The 19,846-nt window shown below is 51.3% G+C and carries 17 protein-coding genes and 1 tRNA gene; 11 read left to right on the top strand and 7 right to left on the bottom strand.

What is annotated here, in order from left to right; translation table 11 throughout:
• Positions 1-18: 18 nt before the first annotated feature.
• Entirely contained in the window at positions 19-450 is a 432-nt protein-coding gene (locus tag J4E70_RS06025) for a MarR family winged helix-turn-helix transcriptional regulator (protein ID WP_213888195.1), read from the bottom strand.
• A gap of 185 nt (positions 451-635) precedes the next feature.
• On the bottom strand, positions 636-1,100 hold the full coding sequence (locus J4E70_RS06020) for a nuclear transport factor 2 family protein (RefSeq protein WP_213888194.1): 465 nt from the start codon (positions 1,098-1,100) through the stop codon (positions 636-638).
• Between the two features lie 452 nt (positions 1,101-1,552).
• Between J4E70_RS06020 and J4E70_RS06015 the strand changes: the two genes are divergently transcribed.
• Positions 1,553-2,113, top strand: coding sequence for a TetR/AcrR family transcriptional regulator (locus tag J4E70_RS06015; RefSeq protein ID WP_213888193.1), 561 nt, complete (start codon positions 1,553-1,555; stop codon positions 2,111-2,113).
• Positions 2,114-2,130: 17 nt separating this feature from the next.
• On the opposite strand, the gene J4E70_RS06010 is transcribed toward J4E70_RS06015, so the two are convergent.
• On the bottom strand, positions 2,131-2,649 hold the full coding sequence (locus J4E70_RS06010) for a TetR/AcrR family transcriptional regulator (protein ID WP_213888192.1): 519 nt from the start codon (positions 2,647-2,649) through the stop codon (positions 2,131-2,133).
• Positions 2,650-2,745: 96 nt separating this feature from the next.
• Between J4E70_RS06010 and J4E70_RS06005 the strand changes: the two genes are divergently transcribed.
• From J4E70_RS06005 to ugpC, 6 genes are all read left to right on the top strand, one after another.
• Positions 2,746-3,513 carry an SDR family NAD(P)-dependent oxidoreductase gene (locus J4E70_RS06005; protein ID WP_213888191.1) on the top strand — a complete coding sequence of 256 codons (768 nt, stop codon included), beginning with the start codon at positions 2,746-2,748 and terminating at the stop codon, positions 3,511-3,513.
• A gap of 21 nt (positions 3,514-3,534) precedes the next feature.
• Entirely contained in the window at positions 3,535-4,215 is a 681-nt protein-coding gene (locus tag J4E70_RS06000; protein WP_213888190.1) for a cupin domain-containing protein, read from the top strand.
• A 250-nt stretch (positions 4,216-4,465) separates the two neighbouring features.
• Positions 4,466-5,776 carry a sn-glycerol-3-phosphate ABC transporter substrate-binding protein UgpB gene (ugpB, locus tag J4E70_RS05995; protein WP_213888189.1) on the top strand — a complete coding sequence of 437 codons (1,311 nt, stop codon included), beginning with the start codon at positions 4,466-4,468 and terminating at the stop codon, positions 5,774-5,776.
• Between the two features lie 47 nt (positions 5,777-5,823).
• Positions 5,824-6,705, top strand: a complete 882-nt coding sequence (ugpA, locus tag J4E70_RS05990) for a sn-glycerol-3-phosphate ABC transporter permease UgpA (RefSeq protein ID WP_213888188.1) — start codon at positions 5,824-5,826, stop codon at positions 6,703-6,705.
• A gap of 23 nt (positions 6,706-6,728) precedes the next feature.
• Complete coding sequence (gene ugpE / locus J4E70_RS05985; protein ID WP_213888451.1) at positions 6,729-7,565, top strand: sn-glycerol-3-phosphate ABC transporter permease UgpE; 837 nt, start codon at positions 6,729-6,731, stop codon at positions 7,563-7,565.
• Between the two features lie 3 nt (positions 7,566-7,568).
• Positions 7,569-8,585 carry a sn-glycerol-3-phosphate ABC transporter ATP-binding protein UgpC gene (ugpC, locus tag J4E70_RS05980; RefSeq protein ID WP_213888187.1) on the top strand — a complete coding sequence of 339 codons (1,017 nt, stop codon included), beginning with the start codon at positions 7,569-7,571 and terminating at the stop codon, positions 8,583-8,585.
• Positions 8,586-8,620: 35 nt separating this feature from the next.
• Here ugpC and J4E70_RS05975 read toward each other — a convergent pair whose 3' ends face one another.
• Complete coding sequence (locus tag J4E70_RS05975; protein ID WP_213888186.1) at positions 8,621-11,317, bottom strand: cation-translocating P-type ATPase; 2,697 nt, start codon at positions 11,315-11,317, stop codon at positions 8,621-8,623.
• A gap of 404 nt (positions 11,318-11,721) precedes the next feature.
• On the opposite strand from J4E70_RS05975, the gene J4E70_RS05970 reads away from it, so the two are divergent.
• From J4E70_RS05970 to J4E70_RS05955, 4 genes are all read left to right on the top strand, one after another.
• Complete coding sequence (locus J4E70_RS05970) at positions 11,722-13,293, top strand: inorganic phosphate transporter (RefSeq protein WP_213888185.1); 1,572 nt, start codon at positions 11,722-11,724, stop codon at positions 13,291-13,293.
• An 18-nt stretch (positions 13,294-13,311) separates the two neighbouring features.
• The gene (locus J4E70_RS05965) at positions 13,312-15,123 is read left to right on the top strand and encodes a Na/Pi cotransporter family protein (RefSeq protein WP_213888184.1); all 1,812 of its coding nucleotides are present in this window, start codon (positions 13,312-13,314) and stop codon (positions 15,121-15,123) included.
• Positions 15,086-15,469 carry a hypothetical protein gene (locus tag J4E70_RS05960; RefSeq protein WP_213888183.1) on the top strand — a complete coding sequence of 128 codons (384 nt, stop codon included), beginning with the start codon at positions 15,086-15,088 and terminating at the stop codon, positions 15,467-15,469. The genes J4E70_RS05965 and J4E70_RS05960 overlap by 38 nt, the downstream gene beginning before the upstream one ends.
• 131 nt (positions 15,470-15,600) lie before the next feature.
• Complete coding sequence (locus tag J4E70_RS05955) at positions 15,601-16,560, top strand: TDT family transporter (protein ID WP_213888182.1); 960 nt, start codon at positions 15,601-15,603, stop codon at positions 16,558-16,560.
• 58 nt (positions 16,561-16,618) lie between these two features.
• Here the strand turns inward: J4E70_RS05955 and J4E70_RS05950 are convergent, their stop codons facing one another.
• The 3 genes from J4E70_RS05950 to J4E70_RS05940 form a co-directional block, all read right to left on the bottom strand.
• Positions 16,619-17,752 carry a CaiB/BaiF CoA transferase family protein gene (locus J4E70_RS05950; RefSeq protein WP_213888181.1) on the bottom strand — a complete coding sequence of 378 codons (1,134 nt, stop codon included), beginning with the start codon at positions 17,750-17,752 and terminating at the stop codon, positions 16,619-16,621.
• Positions 17,752-18,918, bottom strand: coding sequence for an acyl-CoA dehydrogenase family protein (locus tag J4E70_RS05945; protein ID WP_213888180.1), 1,167 nt, complete (start codon positions 18,916-18,918; stop codon positions 17,752-17,754). The genes J4E70_RS05950 and J4E70_RS05945 overlap by 1 nt, the downstream gene beginning before the upstream one ends.
• A 163-nt stretch (positions 18,919-19,081) precedes the next feature.
• Positions 19,082-19,158, bottom strand: a tRNA-Arg gene (locus J4E70_RS05940).
• Between the last annotated feature and the right edge of the window lie 688 nt (positions 19,159-19,846).

The raw sequence follows: 19,846 nt of genomic DNA, 5'->3' as shown, positions 1-19,846 counted from the left end.
TAAAAATATGTTAAAAAATTATGCCTCCTGAATTTGAGACACGATCTGATTGAGGTCGCGGATCATGTTCTCCCAGCGGGGTTGGCCAAACTTATGCGTAACCTCAGCCTGCACCGCCTCCCAAAGTGGAACAACTTGGCGTAGCGTTTCTGAGCCTTTGGGTGTCAGGGCAACAGGCCGCCGCCGCGCATCCGATCCACTTACGGTTTTAAGAAGGTCACGGTCTAAAAGCGGTTTCAGATTCCGTGTTAGGGTGGTGCGGTCGGTTGCCAACAGCTTGGCCAATTCTGCAATGCCAATTGGCCCTTTGCTTTGAACGGTGGAGAGCAAAGTAAATTGAGTAGAGCGTATACCGCTTGGCTTTAGCGCTTCATCGTACAACTGTGTAATAACCCGCGTCGCTTTTCGCAGATTGAAGCATGTACAGTTTGAATGTTTCTCAAGTTTCATTTTTTAACCAACACAACTAAGATCAAGTGTATATACACCTATAAGTTCGGATGTCAAGGAACGGTACCCGTTTTCACGCCAAATACTTTGCGGACGAACGTCGGGCCGCCATGAATTCATTCCCGCAGTTTCAGCGAAACCGCGGAGCATAACATCTTAAATTTGCAAGTAATACTTGAACGCGTCTAAAGTAGCAGGTCGCTCAGGTCAGGGTGGTCGTCGGGGCGTTGGCCCAGAGGCCAGCGGAACAGACGGTCTGCTTCCGTTATCGCAAGGTCGTTGATGCTTGCATGGCGCCTGGCCATTCTGCCGTCGGATGCGAATTCCCAGTTTTCATTGCCATACCCGCGAAACCAGTTTTCCGAACCGTCGTGCCATTCATAGGCAAACCGAACCGCGATCCGGTTGCCCGCGAAGGTCCAGAGTTCTTTGGCCAGACGATACTCGTGTTCGCGCGTCCATTTGCGGGTCAGCAACGCATGGATTTCCGCGTGTCCGGTCGCAAATTCATTGCGGTTTCGCCAGACGCTGTCGTCCGTGTAAGCGGGGGTGACGATGTCAGGGTTGCGGGTGTTCCAGGCGTTTTCGGCAGTGCGCACCTTCAGGCGTGCGGTTTCATCTGTGAAGGGGGGCAGAGGAGGGCGAGTCATTTTGTATCCCGTGATTAATCCAGTCAGCGAAACTGACCAACATATTTCAAGTTTCTAACAGGCGATAAAATTAGAATGGGGAGCAGCCAAAAGCATTTCGTTTAACAGGGCTGCCGTTCCGACATGGGGCGATTCTTACGAAGACCCGAGTTGCAGTGTGTAGCCGTAAAGAATTGTCAGAATAATGACCTCTATAGGAACGTGAAATGGTAGCAGGCGTTTCATATCAATCTCCAGTCTGTATCAATTTCTTTAGTTTACCGATCTGTACATCTTTCGGGTCAAGGTGTACCAATCGGTTAAACTTAGTCAACAAAAAAATTCTTGATTTGAGAGATTTAGGAATCGAATACTCAAGGTAAAAGGCAGTTAATTACTTAATTTGTCACGTCTTCTTGCTATTTTAGCGTAGTTTAACTATTTGCAGATCAGTACATAATTTCGGAAAAAATATGCGCCCTAATAAAAGAGATGAACTGGTTCGCAAGGCTCTGGACGTGTTTTATCGCAATGGATTCCATGCGACCGGAATGGATATGCTGGTAAGGGAGACGGGCGTTTCCAAGACCTCCATGTACAAACACTTTCGCAACAAAGATGAACTGATGCTTGCTGTGTTGCGGCTGAGGGACGAGAATTTTCGAAATTGGCTATATCGGCGAATTGAGGAAATATCTGATACGCCTCAGGGCCAGCTTCTCGCGTTGTTTGACGCGATGGATGAATGGTTTCAACTCCCCGCTTTTCGTGGATGTATGTTTATCAAGGCAAGTGCCGAGTTTCAGGAAAGCAGCCATCCGATTTACGCACAGGCCGCAGAACACAAGCGCATGCTCTATGACTATTTCACCGGCGTGGCCAAACGGGCGAAAATGAAAGACCCGGAAGGATTGGCGCGTCAGCTTATGGTTCTGAAAGAGGGGTCTATCGTTTTGGCGATGATGGGGGTCAATAAAAATGCAGCGCATGACGCGAAACGCGCTGCTGCATCACTTTTGGACATTCACCTGTAGATGTGTGCCAAGCTGTCTTATTTCAGATTTGCGGTTGCTAGGTCGAACAGTGTGTTGTCGCCCATTGACTGCGCCAAAAGCATTGCACCCTCAAGCGTTGCTAGGATGTTCAGACCGTAGGCTAACGAATTTTCAGCATTATCTTTGGACACTTCGGCGATAGAGCTTACACCCATCTCGAAAAACTGCCGGGCCTCGTCTGCGACAACCTCGGGAACACCTTCTTTTTCGGCTGCCAGTATGCCGCACAAACACATGCGGTTATCTTCTGCCAGAGAGTCCCGAAACAGCGTTTTCCAGGTTTCCACACGTCCCGCACCAGCAGCTTCGTTTTTTGCAACTGCTTCTTCAAACCGCTCGCGGTAGCGTTTAGCAACTGCAGCGGCGAGATCCGCTTTGGTAGGGAAATGGTAGTGTACGCTTGCACTTTTGATCCCGACATCGGTTGCGATTTCACGAAAACTAAAGCCGTTGTAACCGGCTCTTCGTATCCTGTTTTCTGCTGCATCCAGAATGGCATCTACGCGTTCAGTCATTTTCTATACCTAAAACCTATCAACTGATAGATAGCTCTTGCGAAACTGAAATTGCAAGCTATATGTCAGCTATCAACTGATAGGTAGGTGATTCTAATGTTCAAAGAAAAAATCGCAATCGTAACGGGTGGCGGATCAGGCATAGGCAAAGAAGTCGCAAAACGGTTTGTTGCCGAAGGCGGCAAGGTTGTTGTGAATGGCCGCGATCAGGCCAAGCTTGAAACAGCGGCAAAAGAGATTGACCCAACAGGGCAAAACATTGCGACGGTTGCGGGCGATATTGCAAAGCCAGCAACGTCAGCGGAACTGGTTGAGATAGCAACTAGCCGCTTTGGCGGAGTTGATGTCCTTTTCAACAATGCGGGTGTGTTCCGCCCGAAACCCTTTCTTGAACTGGAAGAAGACGAATACGACTGGTTCCTTGATACCATCCTGAAAGGAAAGTTCTTCACAGCGCAGGCCGCTGCCAAAGCCATGAAAAAACGCGGCGGTGGGGCAATCGTGCAAACGGGTTCGCTTTGGGCCATCCAGGCAATTGGCGCAACACCATCTGCCGCTTACTCCGCAGCGAATGCCGGCGTTCATGCGATGGTGCGAAACCTTGCGATCGAACTCGCCAGTGATAACATCCGGATCAACGCAGTTGCGCCCGCGGTTGTTGAAACTCCAGTTTACAACACCTTCCTGACAAGGGAAGAGGTGGAACAAACACTGCCAACCTTTAATGCATTTCATCCACTGGGACGAAATGGTCAACCCGGCGATATCGCTGATTCACTGCTGTTTCTTGCCTCAGACAAGGCATCGTGGATCACAGGGCAGGTACTATCTGTAGACGGCGGCGTTACCGCCGGACGGCAATAATAGACGAAAAGGATCATCATCATGTACGTTAACGCAGATTTTTCAGAACGCGTCGTCATCCGCCCGGACGACAGAGAATGGGTTAATTCGCCGAAAAATGGCGTTGACCGAATGATGCTTGACCGGATCGGGGGCGAAGTTGCGCGCGCAACAACGATTGTTCGCTTCGCCCCTGACTCGCAGTTTTCAGAACATGAACACACGGGCGGAGAAGAGTTTGTTGTTCTGGATGGCGTCTTTTCTGACGAAAGCGGCGACTATCCCGCAGGCACATATGTGCGCAATCCTATCGGAACGCGCCATACGCCGCACAGCAAAGAGGGCTGCACAATATTTGTGAAACTGCAGCAATTCGCAGAGGATGATCAGCGGCAATTCTCGATAGACACAAAAAACGCAACCTTTTCGCAAGGGAGCGTTGATGGGCTGACCGTTCTTCCGCTGCATCAGCATGGAACTGAATCTGCCGCCCTCGTTCGTTGGGCACCGGGAACAAAGTTTGTGCCACACACGCATTGGGGCGGGGAAGAGATCCTTGTACTGGAAGGTACTTTTCAGGATGAACATGGCGATTATCCGGCTGGCACATGGCTTCGCAGCCCACATATGTCGCAGCATCATCCCTATTCAGAAGAGGGTTGCCTTATCTACGTTAAAACGGGTCATCTGGCGGAACTGAGCAAAGCCGAGATTGCAAGTTAAGGATTATCACTAAAAGTTGATCTTCATTCGCTACGGCTCTCTGTGGCAAAGTCCGGTTTTCCAATGCAAGACTGGGCGGGTCGGATTTGGCGATTGCAAAACAATGGTGTGGCGGCTTCTGCCGCCATTTCTGAACCGGTAAGGACAAAACCTAAGGTTGTGATTTTCTTTGTGTAAGCTTGCCAATTCTAGCTAAATGAGCCTAAGCTGTTCGTTTAAAAAAAATAAATAGTTGTTCTGGGAGGATACAATGAAATTTAAGTCACTTAGTCTCGCGCTTGCGTCGACCATCGCTTTTACAAGCACGGCCTACGCGCAAACGGAAATACAGTGGTGGCATGCTTTCACGGGCCGTTTGGGGGATTTGCTTGCCGAGCAGGTTGAACAATTCAACACAAGCCAGGATGATTACACAATTGTTGCCTCTCACAAGGGAAACTACTCTGAAACGCTAAACGCGGGAATTGCCGCATTTCGCGCGGGTGAACAGCCCCATATTCTGATGGTGTTCGAGGTTGGCACAGCAACGATGATGGCTGCTGGCGGTGCTATCAAACCTGTTTACGAGGTAATGGCCGAAGGCGGGGCCGCGTTTGATTCTGACGGCTACATGGGGGCCGTAAAAGGGTATTACACCACAACCGAAGGCGACATGCTTTCGCTGCCCTACAACTCTTCTACGCCGGTCCTTTACGTTAACCGCAACGCTTTTGCAGATGCGGGGCTTGACCCGGACACGGACCTTTCAACATGGCAGAATGTTGATGCGGCACTTACCGCTTTGAAAGAGGGCGGAAGCACATGCCCGCTAACAACAGCCTGGCAAAGCTGGGTGCATCTCGAAAACATGTCAGCCTATCATAACGTGCCGTTTGCAACAAAAGACAACGGTTTCGCAGGGCTGGATACCGAATTGGCCTTCAACGGCCCGGTTCAGGTTCAGCATGTTCAGATGATGGGCGATTGGGCGGCAGATGGCCGGTTTATCTATGCGGGTCGCCGCAATGAAGGTGGTGCAAACTTCCGCGCCGGGGAATGCGCACTTTTCACCGAATCCTCAGCCGGTTATGCCGGTGTGAAAGCTGAGGCGCAATTTGACTTTGAAATTCGTCCGTTGCCGTATTGGGATGGCGTCGACGGCGCACCGCAAAACACGATCATCGGTGGGTCTTCGCTTTGGGTTCTGTCCGGCCACGAGTCAGAAGAATACAAAGGCGTTTCTGAATTCCTGAGCTTTCTGTCGACCTCTGACATTCAGTCGAAATGGCATCAGAACACCGGGTATCTTCCCATCACGATAGCCGCTGCTGAACAGACCAAGGCCGAAGGGTTTTATGATGAAAACCCGGGAACCGAGATTGCGGGTATGCAGATGACTGCAAATGCGCCAACCCCGAACTCTAAAGGTCTGCGCCTAGGGTCTTTTGACCAGATCCGCGGGATCATCGACGAAGAACTCGAGGCAGTCTGGGCTGGCGATAAAACAGCGCAAGCCGCTCTGGATAGCGCGGTAGAACGTGGCAATGTTCTGTTGCGCCGCTTTGAGCAAGCGAACCAATAGTGAATTAGGTGTGGCCCCAGAATTTGGGGCCACACTGATTGCTTGGTATGGAAAAACGCGTCACCTTTAAAGGCTGGCTGTTGCCAATATGTCTTCTGCTTCCGCAGGTGATCGTTACAGCTGTGTTTTTCTTTTACCCGGCGGGGCAGGCGGTCTGGCAGTCGCTATTTATTCCGGACCCGTTTGGGCTTAAATCCCAGTTTGTTGGTCTTGGAAACTTTGAATTTCTGCTGGGTGATCCCTACTATCGTGCGGCTTTCACAACGACGGCGGTTTTTTCAATTCTCGTGACGGTTGCCTCGCTTGGGATGGCGCTGTTTCTTGCGGTTCTTGCAGATCGGCTGATCAAAGGCTCTGGCGTTTACAGAACGTTGCTGATCTGGCCCTATGCCGTTGCACCTGCGGTGGCGGGGGTGCTCTGGCTTTTCATGTTCAACACGCGGGTTGGCGTGGTTTCATGGTATCTGGGTATATTGGGATATGACTGGAACCATGTCCTGAACGAGGCTGAGGCCATGGGTCTTGTTGTCGCCGCATCGTCCTGGGGCAGGGTGAGTTACAACTTTCTTTTCTTCCTTGCGGGGCTTCAGGCGATCCCGAAATCGGTGATCGAAGCTGCGGCAATTGACGGCGCGCGGTTCTGGACGCGGTTTCGCACAATCGTTTTCCCGCTCTTGTCGCCGACAACGTTTTTTCTGCTGGTCGTAAACATCGTCTATGCGTTCTTTGAAACCTTTGGTGTGATCCACACTATCACCTCTGGCGGGCCGCAGCAGGCGACGACCATTCTAGTCTACAAGGTGTTCGCCGATGGTTTTGTCGGGCAGGACCTCGGCTCTTCTGCTGCGCAGTCGGTTATTTTGCTGGTCGTGGTCGGTCTGCTTACAGTCATACAGTTCAAGTTCATCGAACGCAGGGTGCATTACTGATGGCGGGGCGTGAACAACATGGCATGGTGCAGAAACGGGGCGTGGGCCATTGGTTCACCCATCTTGGGTTGATCATAGGTGTTCTGATTATCTTTTTTCCGATTTGGCTGGCTTTTGTCGCCTCGACCGTGACACAGCCAGAAATCGTGCACCCGCCAATGCCACTTTGGCCCGGCGACCAGTTTTTCAACAATTACCGTGATGCGCTGGTTTCCGGTGTGAATGCGCCGGTCGCGAAGATGCTTCTGAATTCCTTCGTCATGGCGATGGGGATTGCGCTTGGTAAAATTCTGATCTCGCTGCTGTCTGCCTTTGCGATTGTTTATTTCCGCTTTCCGGGGCGCAAAGTGTTCTTCTGGCTGATTTTCCTGACGCTGATGCTACCCGTTGAAGTGCGCATTGTGCCGACCTACGAAGTTGTTGCCGGCTTTGGCATGCTCAACAGCTATTCAGGGCTGATCTTTCCGCTGATCGCGTCTGCCACAGCAACTTTCCTGTTCCGGCAATTTTTCATGACGGTACCGGACGAACTGGCCGAGGCCGCGCGGGTTGATGGCGCACGTCCCATGCGGTTTTTTTGGGATATCCTTTTGCCAATGAGCCGCACAAATATTGCGGCCCTTTTTGTCATCCTCTTTATCTATGGCTGGAACCAATACCTCTGGCCGCTGCTGATCACGACTGACCCTTCAATGAACACCATCGTTATGGGTATCAAGCAGATGTTCCCGTCTGGCGATGATATCGCCGATTGGCCGGTCATCATGGCGACATCCATTCTGGCGATGCTACCGCCAATTATTGTCGTGATTTCAATGCAGAAACTATTTATCCGTGGGCTTGTGGACAGCGAGAAGTAACCAATGGCAACAGTCAAACTCAGCAACCTCAAGAAAAGCTTCGGCAAGACCGATGTTATTCATGGCGTCGATATCGATATTTCTGATGGGGAATTCATCGTGATTGTTGGCCCATCTGGATGTGGGAAGTCCACGCTTTTGCGTATGGTCGCGGGCCTTGAGACGGTCACAAGCGGCGAAGTGCAGATTAACGGCGCCGGCGTGAATGAGATGGAGCCAATGGACCGGAACATCGCGATGGTATTTCAGAACTACGCGCTTTATCCGCATATGAAGGTCTTTGATAACATGGCCTATGGGCTGAAAATTGCAAAAACCCCAAAGGCAGAGATCGCAGAGCGGGTTCAAAGTGCCGCGAAACTGTTGCAGCTTGAAGAGTACCTGATGCGCAAACCGCGCGAATTGTCCGGCGGCCAACGCCAGAGGGTCGCTATGGGTCGGGCGATTGTGCGAAAGCCAGATGTGTTTTTGTTTGATGAACCCCTGTCAAATCTTGATGCAAAACTACGTGTCCAGATGCGGTTGGAGATCAAGCAATTGCAACGTTCACTTGGTGTGACCTCGCTTTACGTCACGCATGATCAGGTCGAGGCGATGACGCTTGCGGACCGGATGATTGTGATGAACGGAGGTATCGCGGATCAGATTGGCGCGCCGCTTGAAGTTTATGCAAACCCGCAAACGGAGTTTGTCGCTGGATTCATCGGGTCTCCTGCGACGAATTTCTTGCCAGCGGCCCTTGTGTCGGGCGCACCTGCGGGGACAACCGTGGGCGTACGGCCAGAACATGCCACGCTGACAACTCCGGACCACGGCCTTGTAGAGGGGCAAGTCAGCTACAGCGAAGCGCTTGGTTCTGAAACGCTGGTGCATCTGAGGCTTTCCTCAGACGCAGCCTTTACTGTACGCCAAAACGGAATGGAGCCTGCGCCAGAGGAAGGCCATGCTTGTGGCGTTCTCTGGAACAGCAGCGACCAAATGCATTTCGGCGCGGACGGCCGACGTATCGCCACCCCATAGCTTTTGCAACTTGTTAAGCCGGGGTGGCTTGCGATTTACCACATTAACCAGCGCTGAACGAAAGCATTGTCGCGACGGATCATGTAGCGGCGCAACTCGTCCCCGATCAGGATCAAAATGGCAAAGGGCACGCTTAGCATCAGATGCCACGCTTCAAGCGGCGCGGTTCCGAAGAATACGTTGAAGGCAGGAACATAAGCGATCAGCGCAAGTAGCAAAAGCTCTGTCCCGATCCCAAGCCAGACGAGCCTGTTGCTGAACCAGCCAACCGTAAAAATGCTTTGCCGCCGTGTCCGGCAAATCAGAACGTCTGAGACCTGACAGATAATGATAGAGGCAAAGAAACCAGTGATCGCGGTACGATAGAGCGGATCACTGTTTGCCAGATCTTGCCCCCATTCCCAGCCACCGGCATATAGAATGACAAAGTAGCTGAAGAACCCGGCCGCGGCCTGAATCATACCGACAACCCCGTAGCTCATGATCAAGAGGTTTCGGGTCAGAAGCCGTTCCGAACGTTTGCGTGGCCCGCGTTTCATAACATCGGTTTCCGGCGGTTCCGCGCCAAGACCAAGCGCAGGGACGATGTCAGTACCAAGGTCGATACCCAGGATTAGGATCACCGTCAGCGGCAGCGGAATGTCGAGCAATACAAAAGCGATGAACGGCAGGATTTCCGGGATGTTGCTGGTCAGGATGTAGGCGACGAATTTCTTGATGTTGTCAAAGATCGTGCGACCTTCTTCAATTGCACTGACGATGGTGGCGAAATTATCGTCCATCAGAACCATGTTGCTGGCTTCCTTGGCGACGTCCGTTCCCATCAGGCCCATCGCAACACCCATGTCGGCGTTTTTAAGGGCAGGGGCGTCATTTACCCCGTCACCAGTGACGGTCACGGTTTCACCGAGGGCCTGCAAAGCCTGAACCACCTGCAGCTTCTGGGCAGGGGCAATACGGGCAAAAATGATTTCAGGTTCAGTTTTCAGAACGTTTTGCAAAGCACTGTCGCTCATCGCGCTAAGCTCGTCTCCCTGAACAACACGCCCGATGCCTGTGAACAGCCCAATTTGCCGACCAATGGTTTCGGCCGTCAGACCATAATCTCCTGTCAGCATAATGACGCGGATACCAGCAGAGCGGCAGCGTTCTAGTGCGACGGGCACTTCGGGGCGTGGCGGGTCAATCATGCCAACGAGCCCGATAAAGATGTACCCGTCTTCCGGAACCGCAGAGCCGTCCGATAGGCGTGATGCAAAGGCGAGACCACGTTCACCACGACCAGCCAGCGTGCGATAGTCATCAATGACATGGCTACGCCGCGAAGGGGTAAGTTCAAGGATTTCACCATTGATCATAACCCTGTCGCACATGTCGAGCACGACTTCGGGGGCGCCCTTCAGATAGGCTGTTGTCGCATCACTTTGCTTGTCGCTTACAATACTGATCATGCGTTTGGAGACAGAGCTGAAAGGTTCTTCAGAGATTTCATTTACATCAATAAGCGATCGTACATCTGCTTTATCGTTAGCAAAAAGCAAAAGGGCACCATCAGTAGCATCGCCTGAATACCCGACGTCCGTAAGGTAGGCGTTGTTGCAAATTGCCATGGTTCGCAAAAGCGGTTTCGAAATGGGGTCAGCAGTTAGCGCCGGGTCGTCCACCCTGTAGCTTTGCCTACCCAGAACGACCGTGTTCACGCCAAGCCTGTTCTGAGTCAGCGTTCCCGTCTTGTCAGTACAGATAACGGTGGTACTGCCAAGCGTCTCAACGCTTTCGAGGTTTTTGATCAAGGCATTCTTACGCGCCATGCGTCGACTGGCCATTGTCAAAGAAAGCGTCACGGTGGGCAACAACCCTTCCGGGACATTCGCAACTATAATGCCGATCGCAAAAATCAGGCTGGCGATTGCCCCATTGCCAATCGCGACACTGACGGCAAAGAAGGTCAACCCCAGAAAGATTGCGATTGCGCTGATCATCTTGATGAAGTGTTTAATTTCACGGTGAATTGGTGTTTCAGCGGCATCGGTCGCCTTGGTCAGTTCCACAATGCTGCCGATCTGCGTTGTCATACCCGTTTCACAAATAACAACACGGCCTTCGCCGCTTTGTACCAGCGTTCCGGAAAACACCATGTTCGGGCTTTCCATGATACTTTCATGGCTTTTGGCAGGGTCTAGCAGTTGCGGTTCGCTTTCGCCTGTCAGGCTGGACAGATCTACCTTGAAATGGCTTGCTGACAGCAAACGACCGTCGGCTGGCACCTTGTCGCCTTCATGCAGGACAATCACATCACCCGGAACCAATTCAGCACCTGGCAGCTCGCACGGGGCTCCATCGCGCATTGTTGTAACAATGGACGGCATCATTTTTTTGAAGCTGTCCATTATTTTTTCGCTTTGATGTTCTTGGAGGTAGGTAAAGGTCGCGTTTAAAAACACGACAGCAATAAGCGCGATTGCGATGTAAAGATTACCCTGTCCAGGATCGAGCCGTTCGGCTGTCAACGCGAGCCCGCCGCCCGCGAGCAATAAAAGCGCGAAGAAATTTTTGAATTGCCACAGGAACTTGACGATCTCAGGTGTGGATTTGCCAACCTGAAGTTCGTTGCGCCCATATTGCGCTAGCCGAGCCTGGGCTTCGGCAGTGCTAAGCCCGTCGTCAGATGTCCTAAGCCCATCCTTGACTTCGTTGATTGGACGGCTTTGAAGCGGAATATCTTTCAGCAAGTCGAACTCCATTCATCTTGAATACAGACCCTGTGACGGCGCGTATTTTCATTTCATAAGCTCTCTTTGTAACAACTAATCCGAAGAAGAACTTTGTGCTCGATCAAGTTCGAAGCACACAAAATTGGTTTAAGATGAACTAATAATTTCTAATGTTAACGTATCGCAGACAGGCGGAAACGTTGCGGCGAATTATGACTTTTGTCATAGCCAACATTGTTGTTCTTGCCAGGGTTTTTCTTGATCTGGCTCATGTTGTGTTTTTGAATTCGGTGCTAGCATTTCTGCAAGTCATTTAACGAAACAAACAAAAGACGGGACGGGCTGAGATGTCCAGCTCTGCTTGGACATGGTTTGGCGCGTAAACGCAGTGTCTGACCAAACTGAGCCTGAATGGGGGAAGTATGCAAATTAAAGATTATCTAAAGATTGAGAAAGCAACCAATATCAGCCGATCTGAGGTTGGTCGTCTTGGCACGGCAATAATTTTTGTTGTCGGTGTCATGATTTACACTGGTTCAAAGTTTGCGCATGTTGAGCAGTCTTACCTGCTCGTCGCTGCGGCGGTGATCGGGGCGTATATGGCGATGAATATTGGTGCGAATGACGTCGCCAATAACGTTGGCCCGGCAGTTGGTTCCTTTGCCCTGACTTTGACGGGCGCTATTATGATCGCGGCCATATTTGAAGCTTTAGGTGCCATCGTTGCTGGCGGGGACGTCGTTAAAACAGTTAAAAACGGCATCATTGACCCGGCGAACCTTGCCAATACGGATGTTTACGTATGGGTCATGATGGGCGCGCTTATGGGGGCGGCGATTTGGTTAAACGCCGCCACATGGCTTGGAGCTCCGGTTTCGACAACGCATTCGATTGTTGGCGGTGTTATGGGAGCTTCAATCGCTGCAGCGGGTTGGGATATCATTAACTGGGGATCAGTCAGCAATATCGTCCTGAGTTGGGTCATATCGCCGGTCACCGGGGGGGTCGTCGCTGCTGGGTTTTTGTACGCGTTGAAAAAACTCGTCTTTTTCAAAAAGAACCCGGTGGACCATGCACAAAAGGTTGTACCGGTTATGATTGCGATCATGGCTTGGGCCTTTACGACTTACATTGCGCTCAAAGGTATCAAGCATCTTGTCAAAGTCTCTTTCCCTTCCGCTGTCGCGGCGGGAGTAATCGTTGCCGTGATCGCTTATCTTATCGTGCGTCCCATGATCAGGAAAGCTTCGCCAAGACTTTCTGCCGACAGGGATGGCGTGAATCGATTGTTCACAATCCCCTTAATTTTTGCAGCCGCGCTGCTAAGCTTTGCGCACGGTGCGAATGACGTCGCAAATGCTGTCGGGCCATTGGCGGGCATTGTCGATGTTCTGAGCGCCGGAGACGGCGGCGGAAAAGTTGCCATTCCGCTTTGGGTGATGATCATCGGAGCACTTGGTATCTCGGTGGGGCTGGCGCTGTTCGGCCCAAAACTGATCCGCACGGTTGGCTCTGAAATAACAGAGCTGGATAGATCCCGCGCATTCTGCATCGCGCTTTCAGCAGCCATCACGGTGATTGTCGCCAGCCAGTTGGGTATGCCTATCAGTTCGACACATGTCGCACTGGGTGGTGTTTTTGGTGTTGGTTTCCTGCGTGAATTCCTTGACCAGCGGCTTGGGAAGGTCGTTGAAGACGTGCTGGCGCTTCATGAAGGTCAGCCGGATTTCGTGCAAGCCGAAGCCGTGCTCAGGGATTTCCAGAATGCTCCTGTGGAAGACAAGCAACAATTGTTGGAAAAACTGAAAAAAATGGGTCCTGAAGCGGTGATTTCAGCCGCGCAACGCAAAGAATTGCAAAAGGCTTTGAAACGACAGTTGGTCAGCCGAAAGTCGTTGCTGAAAATCGCGTCGGCTTGGATCATTACCCTTCCGGTGTCTGCGGTTCTAGCGGCATTGTTCTACTTCGCATTGCGTGGAATGATGTTGCCATAGGCTGCAGGGGTTTAGCACATGAAAAAATATAGTCTTCCTGTCGCAATTGGTGTTCTGGTTATCGGGTTCTGGTTTAGCCCCGATTTCCAGCAGATCGCTGCGGGTGTTGCGATCTTTTTGTTTGGCATGCTGATGCTGGAAGACGGCTTCAAGCTGTTCGGTGGTGGCTTTCTTGAAAACATCCTTGAACGAGCGACCAGTTCGGTTCCGAGATCGCTAGCCTTTGGAATTGTGTCTACAACCTTTATGCAGTCCAGCTCGCTGGTATCGGTAATTACGATTTCGTTTCTGAGTGCGGGGCTTATCAGTCTGCTGGCGGGGGTTGGTATCATATTTGGTGCCAACATAGGCACGACGACGGGTGCATGGCTTATAGCTGGATTTGGTCTGAAGGTTAAAATATCGGCCTATGCGATGCCAATGCTGGCGGTCAGTATTATACTGGTCTTTCAGAAATCAAAATACCTGCGTGGCGCAGGCTTTGCGTTAGCGGGGTTGGGGTTTCTCTTTCTGGGCATTCACCACATGAAAGAAGGGTTTGAAACCTTCAAGGACCAATTTGATCTTACCCGTTTTGCGCTGACAGGCTTGCTGGGTTTGGTTGTCTATACGGCTGTCGGAATGACAGCGACTGTTGTCATGCAATCAAGCCACGCAACTATGGTTCTGATCATTACCGCACTGGCGGCCGGTCAAATCTCATATGAAAACGCGCTTGCACTTGCAATCGGGGCAAACATCGGCACCACGATTACTGCTATCATCGGATCGCTAACCGCAAATTTTCAGGGCAAGCGGCTGGCATTGGCACATCTGATCTTCAACCTTTTAACCGCAGGCGTTGCCTTGATTTTTATCAGCCCGTTGCGGGATGCTGTTGACTGGGTAAGTGCGAATGTCGGCATTTCAGATACTGATTTTGCGCTAAAACTTGCCGTGTTCCACACTATTTTCAATGTGCTCGGCGTTGTTTTGATGCTGCCAACACTACGGGCTCTGATCAGATTTCTGGAACGCGTCATCAAAGAGCCGGCTTTGGATCTGAGTAAACCAAAGTATCTTTCCGAGGCTGTTGATGAATTTCCACAAACGATTGAAATTGCTCTGAGGAAAGAGGTGAAACACTTATACGATAATGCCGTTGAACTAATCACTCACGGTTTAAACATTCATCGGCACGATCTTTTTTCAACCAAAGACGTCGCAAAAACAGTGGCGGAAAGCCGTGCGCAGATCGAATTCGACATTGATGAAAAATATGAACACAGGGTCAAAACCCTATATACTGCGATCGTTGAATTTTCGACGCGTGCGGGCTCCAAGAACCTGCCACACGACGTAATGGACCGGGTTTATATTTTGCGCGACGTTGCCGGTCAGATCGTACGGGCAGTGAAAGCGGTTAAACACCTGAGGCGAAATACCACGATTTATACATCCACGCCTAAAGGCGCGGCAAGTGATCTTTATAACGGGCTTCGTACAGAGATCGGGCGTATTCTGGCGGAAATCCAAAGGCTTGACCTCGCAGAACCCGAAGACAGAAGCCAACTTTGGCTGGACGAAGAAGCGGCACAGGTCGAAAGTGACTCGGTCAATTCTACGCGCGTGGTTGAAGAGCTGATCCGCGAAGGTCAGATGGACGCTGATGCAGCGACGTCTTTTCTGAATGATTCTGGATACGCCTACAGCGCCATGCGTAATCTGCTTGGTGCAGCGCGTGCATATTACATTCAGCCCGACAGTGCGATGGCAGAGGTCGAGCGTATTCTGACGCTGGATGAAGAAGAAGTTGAAGCAGTTGTTTCTGACGTCGCAGTTGCAAAATAACGCTGCGAAATTTGATTTGCTACAAAAGTGTTGCGCGGTGCCTGCAAGGTGGGCGAAACACAAAGATAATGGGAGTGACCGACAAATGGGCCTAGAAAAATATGCAAATAAGATCGACGAATATTTCGCGCGTCTGGAAGATGGGAAGGCAAAGAAGATTAAACCCAGCCATGTTCTGAAAGTTATCTCTAAGCTTCAGAAAAAGGAGCAAGGGCTCGTTCAAGAGATCGAAGCGACCGAAAAAGATTCAAAGAAAGACAGGTTGAAGCGCAAGGTGCTGATCGCACGCGAGCACATCAAACGGGCCGAATTATTGTTGGATAAAATTACACCCCCTGTAAAATGATCGGCCAGTTTCCTGAGATGTCTTGGCGTTGCTGAGACATCGCAGCCGATTGCACATATTGAAATTCGATTGTTATCTGTTCAGAACACTGTTTCTGGTAGGCCCGGATAGTCGGCATTCGAAAGTGCAAGATGATTAAAGAAGACCCCTTATGGCGAAGAACGCCCCCTGCGATTTTCCCTGTTTGTCTGGGTTTCATGGGGCTCGGGCTTGGTTGGCGTAACGCGTCCGATGTACTGCCCATTGCGCATGAAATCGGTGATATTCTGCTTGGGCTAAGCTGCGCCTACTATCTTTATTTTCTAGCCTTTTTTCTTCGAAAGTTTGCAACGCGACCCAGAGTACTGCTGGAAGATATGAAGAGCCCACCAGCGCGGGCAGGGGTGGCGGCGGCGGCCATGGCGATGATGCTGCTTGCAGCGGCGCTTCTACCCTTTGGAATATCGGCCCCCTATATTTGGTGGGCCGGGGTTATCATGCAAATCGGAGCGAGCGCGATTGGATGCTATGCGATCTGGTGCGATCCGCCTGAGATCAGAGAGTTTACAACATTTCAGTACCTTACCTTTGTTGGACCAGTTGTTGGGCCAGTTGCTGGAATACCGCTTGGCTATGTGACTGAGAGTATTCTGCTGGCGCTGGCAGCACTCGTGCCATTCTCTATCATAACGGTTGGCTACGCTCTGCGAATGCTAAGAACCCTGCCGCCGGTTCGCTTACGCCCGTCGCTGGCGATTTTTCTCGCGCCGAATTGTCTGTTTGCTCTTTGTTTTGGTTCACTCGGAATTGACTGGGCGTTTCAGCTGTTTTTCTGGATCGTTGAATGCGTGGCGTTCGGCCTGCTCCTCATCACGCCGTGGATGGTCGCGGGTGGGTGGAGCCCGGTCTGGGCAGCTTTCACCTTCCCCATAGCGATCTTTTTACAAGTTCAGGTGCTGGCCGTTGGCAAAGGTATGGGGCTTTTGGGTCTTGTTGGAATTTACGCAGGTCTGATAGTCGGAACGCCATTGATTCTATATGTCGTTTATCGCTCGACCATGTCTTGGGTAACGGGCGAGTTGGCGGAAAACACTGGAGCGGCAACAGCCTGAAGGTATTTTCGAAAAGCAGTAACTTTAAAAACCTGCTTCTTGAACAGAGCCCAACACGTCAATTCTTGGAAAATTCTTTTCGAATTGCGGCGGTAGAGTTTCCAAGGGTCGGAACGGCCATTGCATTCGCCTCTTCTGATTCACGTGCAAACTGGATCGGTGGGGCAGGGATCGAAACTGTTTCGCCCATTGAGTTTGGCACATGGCGTCGGCGCAGCGCTTTATGAGCCATCAGGTCTTCGACGGTGTTAAGGGCACCAAAGGCAATTGACGCTTCTGTAAGAAGATTGCGCAATTCTGCAGCAGTCATTGCTGATAATACCTGATTGATCTCTTGGTCCAGCACACCCCGGTTTTCAACGCGTTTTGTGTTGTTTGAAAACTGTGGGTCAGATCCTAGCGAGGGTGTCTTTAACACGACCTCACAGAACCTTTGCCATTCGCGCTCATTCTGAATGGAAATGATCGTCTTCGCCTTTTCAAGAGTTTCATAAGCCCCATAGGGCGCAATTGAGGGGTGTTGAAGCCCCTGACGTGTTGGCGCCCCCGCACCATATTCGGCGTGGATCAACGGCACGGTCATCCATTCTGCGGCAACATCGAACAACGACAGTTTTACACCAGAGCCTTTCCCGGTGACCCCCCGTTTTATAAGCGCTTCAAGAATACCAGCGTGCGCGGTCATTCCTGCGCCAATATCGCATACGGAAACGCCGATCCGGCCTAATTCATTTGGTCCACCCGAAACTGAAACGAGGCCGGTCTCACCCTGCACGAGAAGATCATAGGCTTTCATGCCCTGCATTTCCAGAGAATCCCCATAGCCGGAAATATCGCAAGTAATCAGGCGTTTATTCCTTAAGCGTAAAGTTTCAGAATCCAAACCCGCACGTGCTAAGGCGCCTGGCGCAAGGTTTTGGACAAAAACATCGGCCTTAGCGATCATCGAAAGGATCAGCGCATGATCTTCCGGGTCTTTGAAGTCGAGCACGACAGATTCTTTTCCCTGGTTGGTCCAGAGAAAATAAGAACTGTCGCCTTTGGCGGCGGTGTCGTAACCACGGGCAAAATCACCCACGTCACGTTCAATTTTGATAACTCTGGCGCCGGCATCAACCAATCGCGCCGTGCAAAGCGGGGCTGCGACCGCCTGTTCAATTGAAACAACAAGAAGACCATCGAGCGGGCGCATCAAAAGCTCCTCGGAAGGCCGAGCACTTTCTCTGCCAGAAAACTGAGGATCAGATTGGTCGAAATTGGCGCGATCTGATAAAGCCGCGTTTCCCTGAATTTTCGCTCAATGTGGTATTCTCGGGAAAAAGCGTATCCCCCGTGCGTTTGCATGGCGGTGTCACCCGCGCGCCAGCTTACCTCGGACGCCAGCATCTTGGCCATGTTTGCCTCGGCCCCGCAGGGCTTGCCTGCATCATACAAAAGTGCTGCACGCTCAACCATCAGCGCGGCCGCTTCGGTTTCAGCGTAGTTTCGCGCGATCGGAAATGCGACACCCTGGTTCGCACCTATCGGGCGGTCAAACACAACGCGGTCTTTTGCATAGGCAGTTGATTTATCGATGAAATATCTGGCGTCGCCAACACATTCTGCTGCGATCAGGATACGCTCGGCATTCATACTGTCCAGAATGACACGCCATCCGCCGCCTTCCTGCCCAAGCAGGCACTCAGCCGGGATGATCAGATTGTCGAAAAACAATTCGCACGCGTGGTGGTTAATCATCGCGTCTATCGGGCGGACGTCTAAACCATTGCTTCGCGCTGCACGCAGATCAACAAGAAACGCAGATAACCCGTCCGTTTTCCGGGCGACTTCGTCACGCGGAGTCGTACGCGCCAAAAGCACCATCAGATCGGAATGCTCAACCCGACTTATCCAGACTTTTTGCCCATTTATCGACCAGCCTTCATCTACGCGCTTCGCCTGTGTGCGCAGAGACGTCGTGTCCGTACCAGAGGTTGGTTCTGTCACGCCAAAGCTTTGAAGACGTATCTCGCCGCTGGCAATCTTTGGAAGCCATTTTTCTTTCTGTGCGTCCGAACCGTGCCGAAGTACGGAACCCATAACGTACATCTGCGCATGGCACGCGCCGGCATGTGCGCCGCAGCGCGAAACGGTTTCCAGAATTGTGCAAGCCTCAAGCAGGCCCAGCCCGGAACCACCGTATTCCTCCGGGATGAGTGCGGTTAAGAACCCGGCCTGCGTCAGGGCGTTTACAAATTCAGTTGGGTATCCATCCTTTTTGTCGAGTCTGCGCCAATAGTCCTCTCCAAACGTATTACAAAGTTTGGTGACTGAACTTACTATTTCCTGCAATTCGTCCTGCCGGTTACTCAAGAGCATAATGCGTCAACCCCGTCTGATGATGGACTCGAACACAGCGGCCCAGATATGTTCACGATTTCCTTGGTTTAAACCATATCAGCCGTGGAATTGAAACTGCGCAACCTAAAACCCAAGACACATGCGAAGGTTTTGTACAGTGCTGCATTAGAGTTGGAGAAGGTGGTGCACCCGACTGGATTCGAACCAGTGGCCTCTGCCTTCGGAGGGCAGCGCTCTATCCAGCTGAGCTACGGGTGCCTAGGTGGGCGGTTTAGGGCAAAGTTTTCGTCACTGCAATCAGTTTGTGGCTTCACTGATGTAGGTTATGCATAAGCCGATCAATTCGCAAGCCGTGGGTTAAAACACCGAATTGGAGCGGGCTAAGTGCCGGGTTCAGAGGTGAGGGGTCAGAACGTTTGAATCTTGTCGGGGAGTGGTGGCGGCGTGCCGGGGGTGAAAAGTTTGGGGATGGCCACCCATTCAAAAGCGCGATGGTCCGGAATACAATTTGTGCGAAAGGATTCATAAACCATAAATGTCTGGCACTTCGTCAGCACTGCTTTGATAGAAATGAAGGAACCGTTTATCTGCCTCTTGCACCCATACCTTTTGTATTGTGTCGACACCTTCTGTGATTTCCAAAGTCGACAATCTCTGCACACGAAACCAACGACGGGTATTCGCAGACTTCGTGTTTCAACACATGGCAGTGCTTTCACAGAGCTGACAATGCGAACTTGTTACTCCAATTGTCAGCAATCGACCCAATCGGGTAGCTCGAACAGGCCATAGCAAACTACCGCTCTGCACCCTTAGCTGGCTTTTTTCGTTTCCTGAAGCCGACTGTCTCTATGCGCAAACAGCGGACTTTCGGCACGGCGCGATATTAGTTGATTGCTTAAGTCAAAAGTGACCTTGGAGATATTGTTGAAAGATGAGGAATAAA

The organism is Pseudohalocynthiibacter aestuariivivens (assembly GCF_018457175.1).
GTDB lineage: Bacteria > Pseudomonadota > Alphaproteobacteria > Rhodobacterales > Rhodobacteraceae > Pseudohalocynthiibacter > Pseudohalocynthiibacter aestuariivivens.
This window is presented reverse-complemented; position numbering and strand designations above follow the sequence as displayed.

Excerpts from the sequence above, each read along its gene's own strand:
- J4E70_RS06010 (WP_213888192.1), bottom strand. The coding sequence starts at position 2,649 with ATGACTGAACGCGTAGATGCCATTCTGGATGCAGCAGAAAACAGGATA.
- ugpA (WP_213888188.1), top strand. The coding sequence starts at position 5,824 with ATGGAAAAACGCGTCACCTTTAAAGGCTGGCTGTTGCCAATATGTCTT.
- J4E70_RS06000 (WP_213888190.1), top strand. The coding sequence starts at position 3,535 with ATGTACGTTAACGCAGATTTTTCAGAACGCGTCGTCATCCGCCCGGAC.
- J4E70_RS06015 (WP_213888193.1), top strand. The coding sequence starts at position 1,553 with ATGCGCCCTAATAAAAGAGATGAACTGGTTCGCAAGGCTCTGGACGTG.
- ugpE (WP_213888451.1), top strand. The coding sequence starts at position 6,729 with ATGGTGCAGAAACGGGGCGTGGGCCATTGGTTCACCCATCTTGGGTTG.
- J4E70_RS05945 (WP_213888180.1), bottom strand. The coding sequence starts at position 18,918 with ATGCTCTTGAGTAACCGGCAGGACGAATTGCAGGAAATAGTAAGTTCA.
- J4E70_RS06025 (WP_213888195.1), bottom strand. The coding sequence starts at position 450 with ATGAAACTTGAGAAACATTCAAACTGTACATGCTTCAATCTGCGAAAA.
- ugpC (WP_213888187.1), top strand. The coding sequence starts at position 7,569 with ATGGCAACAGTCAAACTCAGCAACCTCAAGAAAAGCTTCGGCAAGACC.
- ugpB (WP_213888189.1), top strand. The coding sequence starts at position 4,466 with ATGAAATTTAAGTCACTTAGTCTCGCGCTTGCGTCGACCATCGCTTTT.
- J4E70_RS06020 (WP_213888194.1), bottom strand. The coding sequence starts at position 1,100 with ATGACTCGCCCTCCTCTGCCCCCCTTCACAGATGAAACCGCACGCCTG.
- J4E70_RS05970 (WP_213888185.1), top strand. The coding sequence starts at position 11,722 with ATGCAAATTAAAGATTATCTAAAGATTGAGAAAGCAACCAATATCAGC.
- J4E70_RS05955 (WP_213888182.1), top strand. The coding sequence starts at position 15,601 with ATGATTAAAGAAGACCCCTTATGGCGAAGAACGCCCCCTGCGATTTTC.
- J4E70_RS05950 (WP_213888181.1), bottom strand. The coding sequence starts at position 17,752 with ATGCGCCCGCTCGATGGTCTTCTTGTTGTTTCAATTGAACAGGCGGTC.
- J4E70_RS05965 (WP_213888184.1), top strand. The coding sequence starts at position 13,312 with ATGAAAAAATATAGTCTTCCTGTCGCAATTGGTGTTCTGGTTATCGGG.
- J4E70_RS06005 (WP_213888191.1), top strand. The coding sequence starts at position 2,746 with ATGTTCAAAGAAAAAATCGCAATCGTAACGGGTGGCGGATCAGGCATA.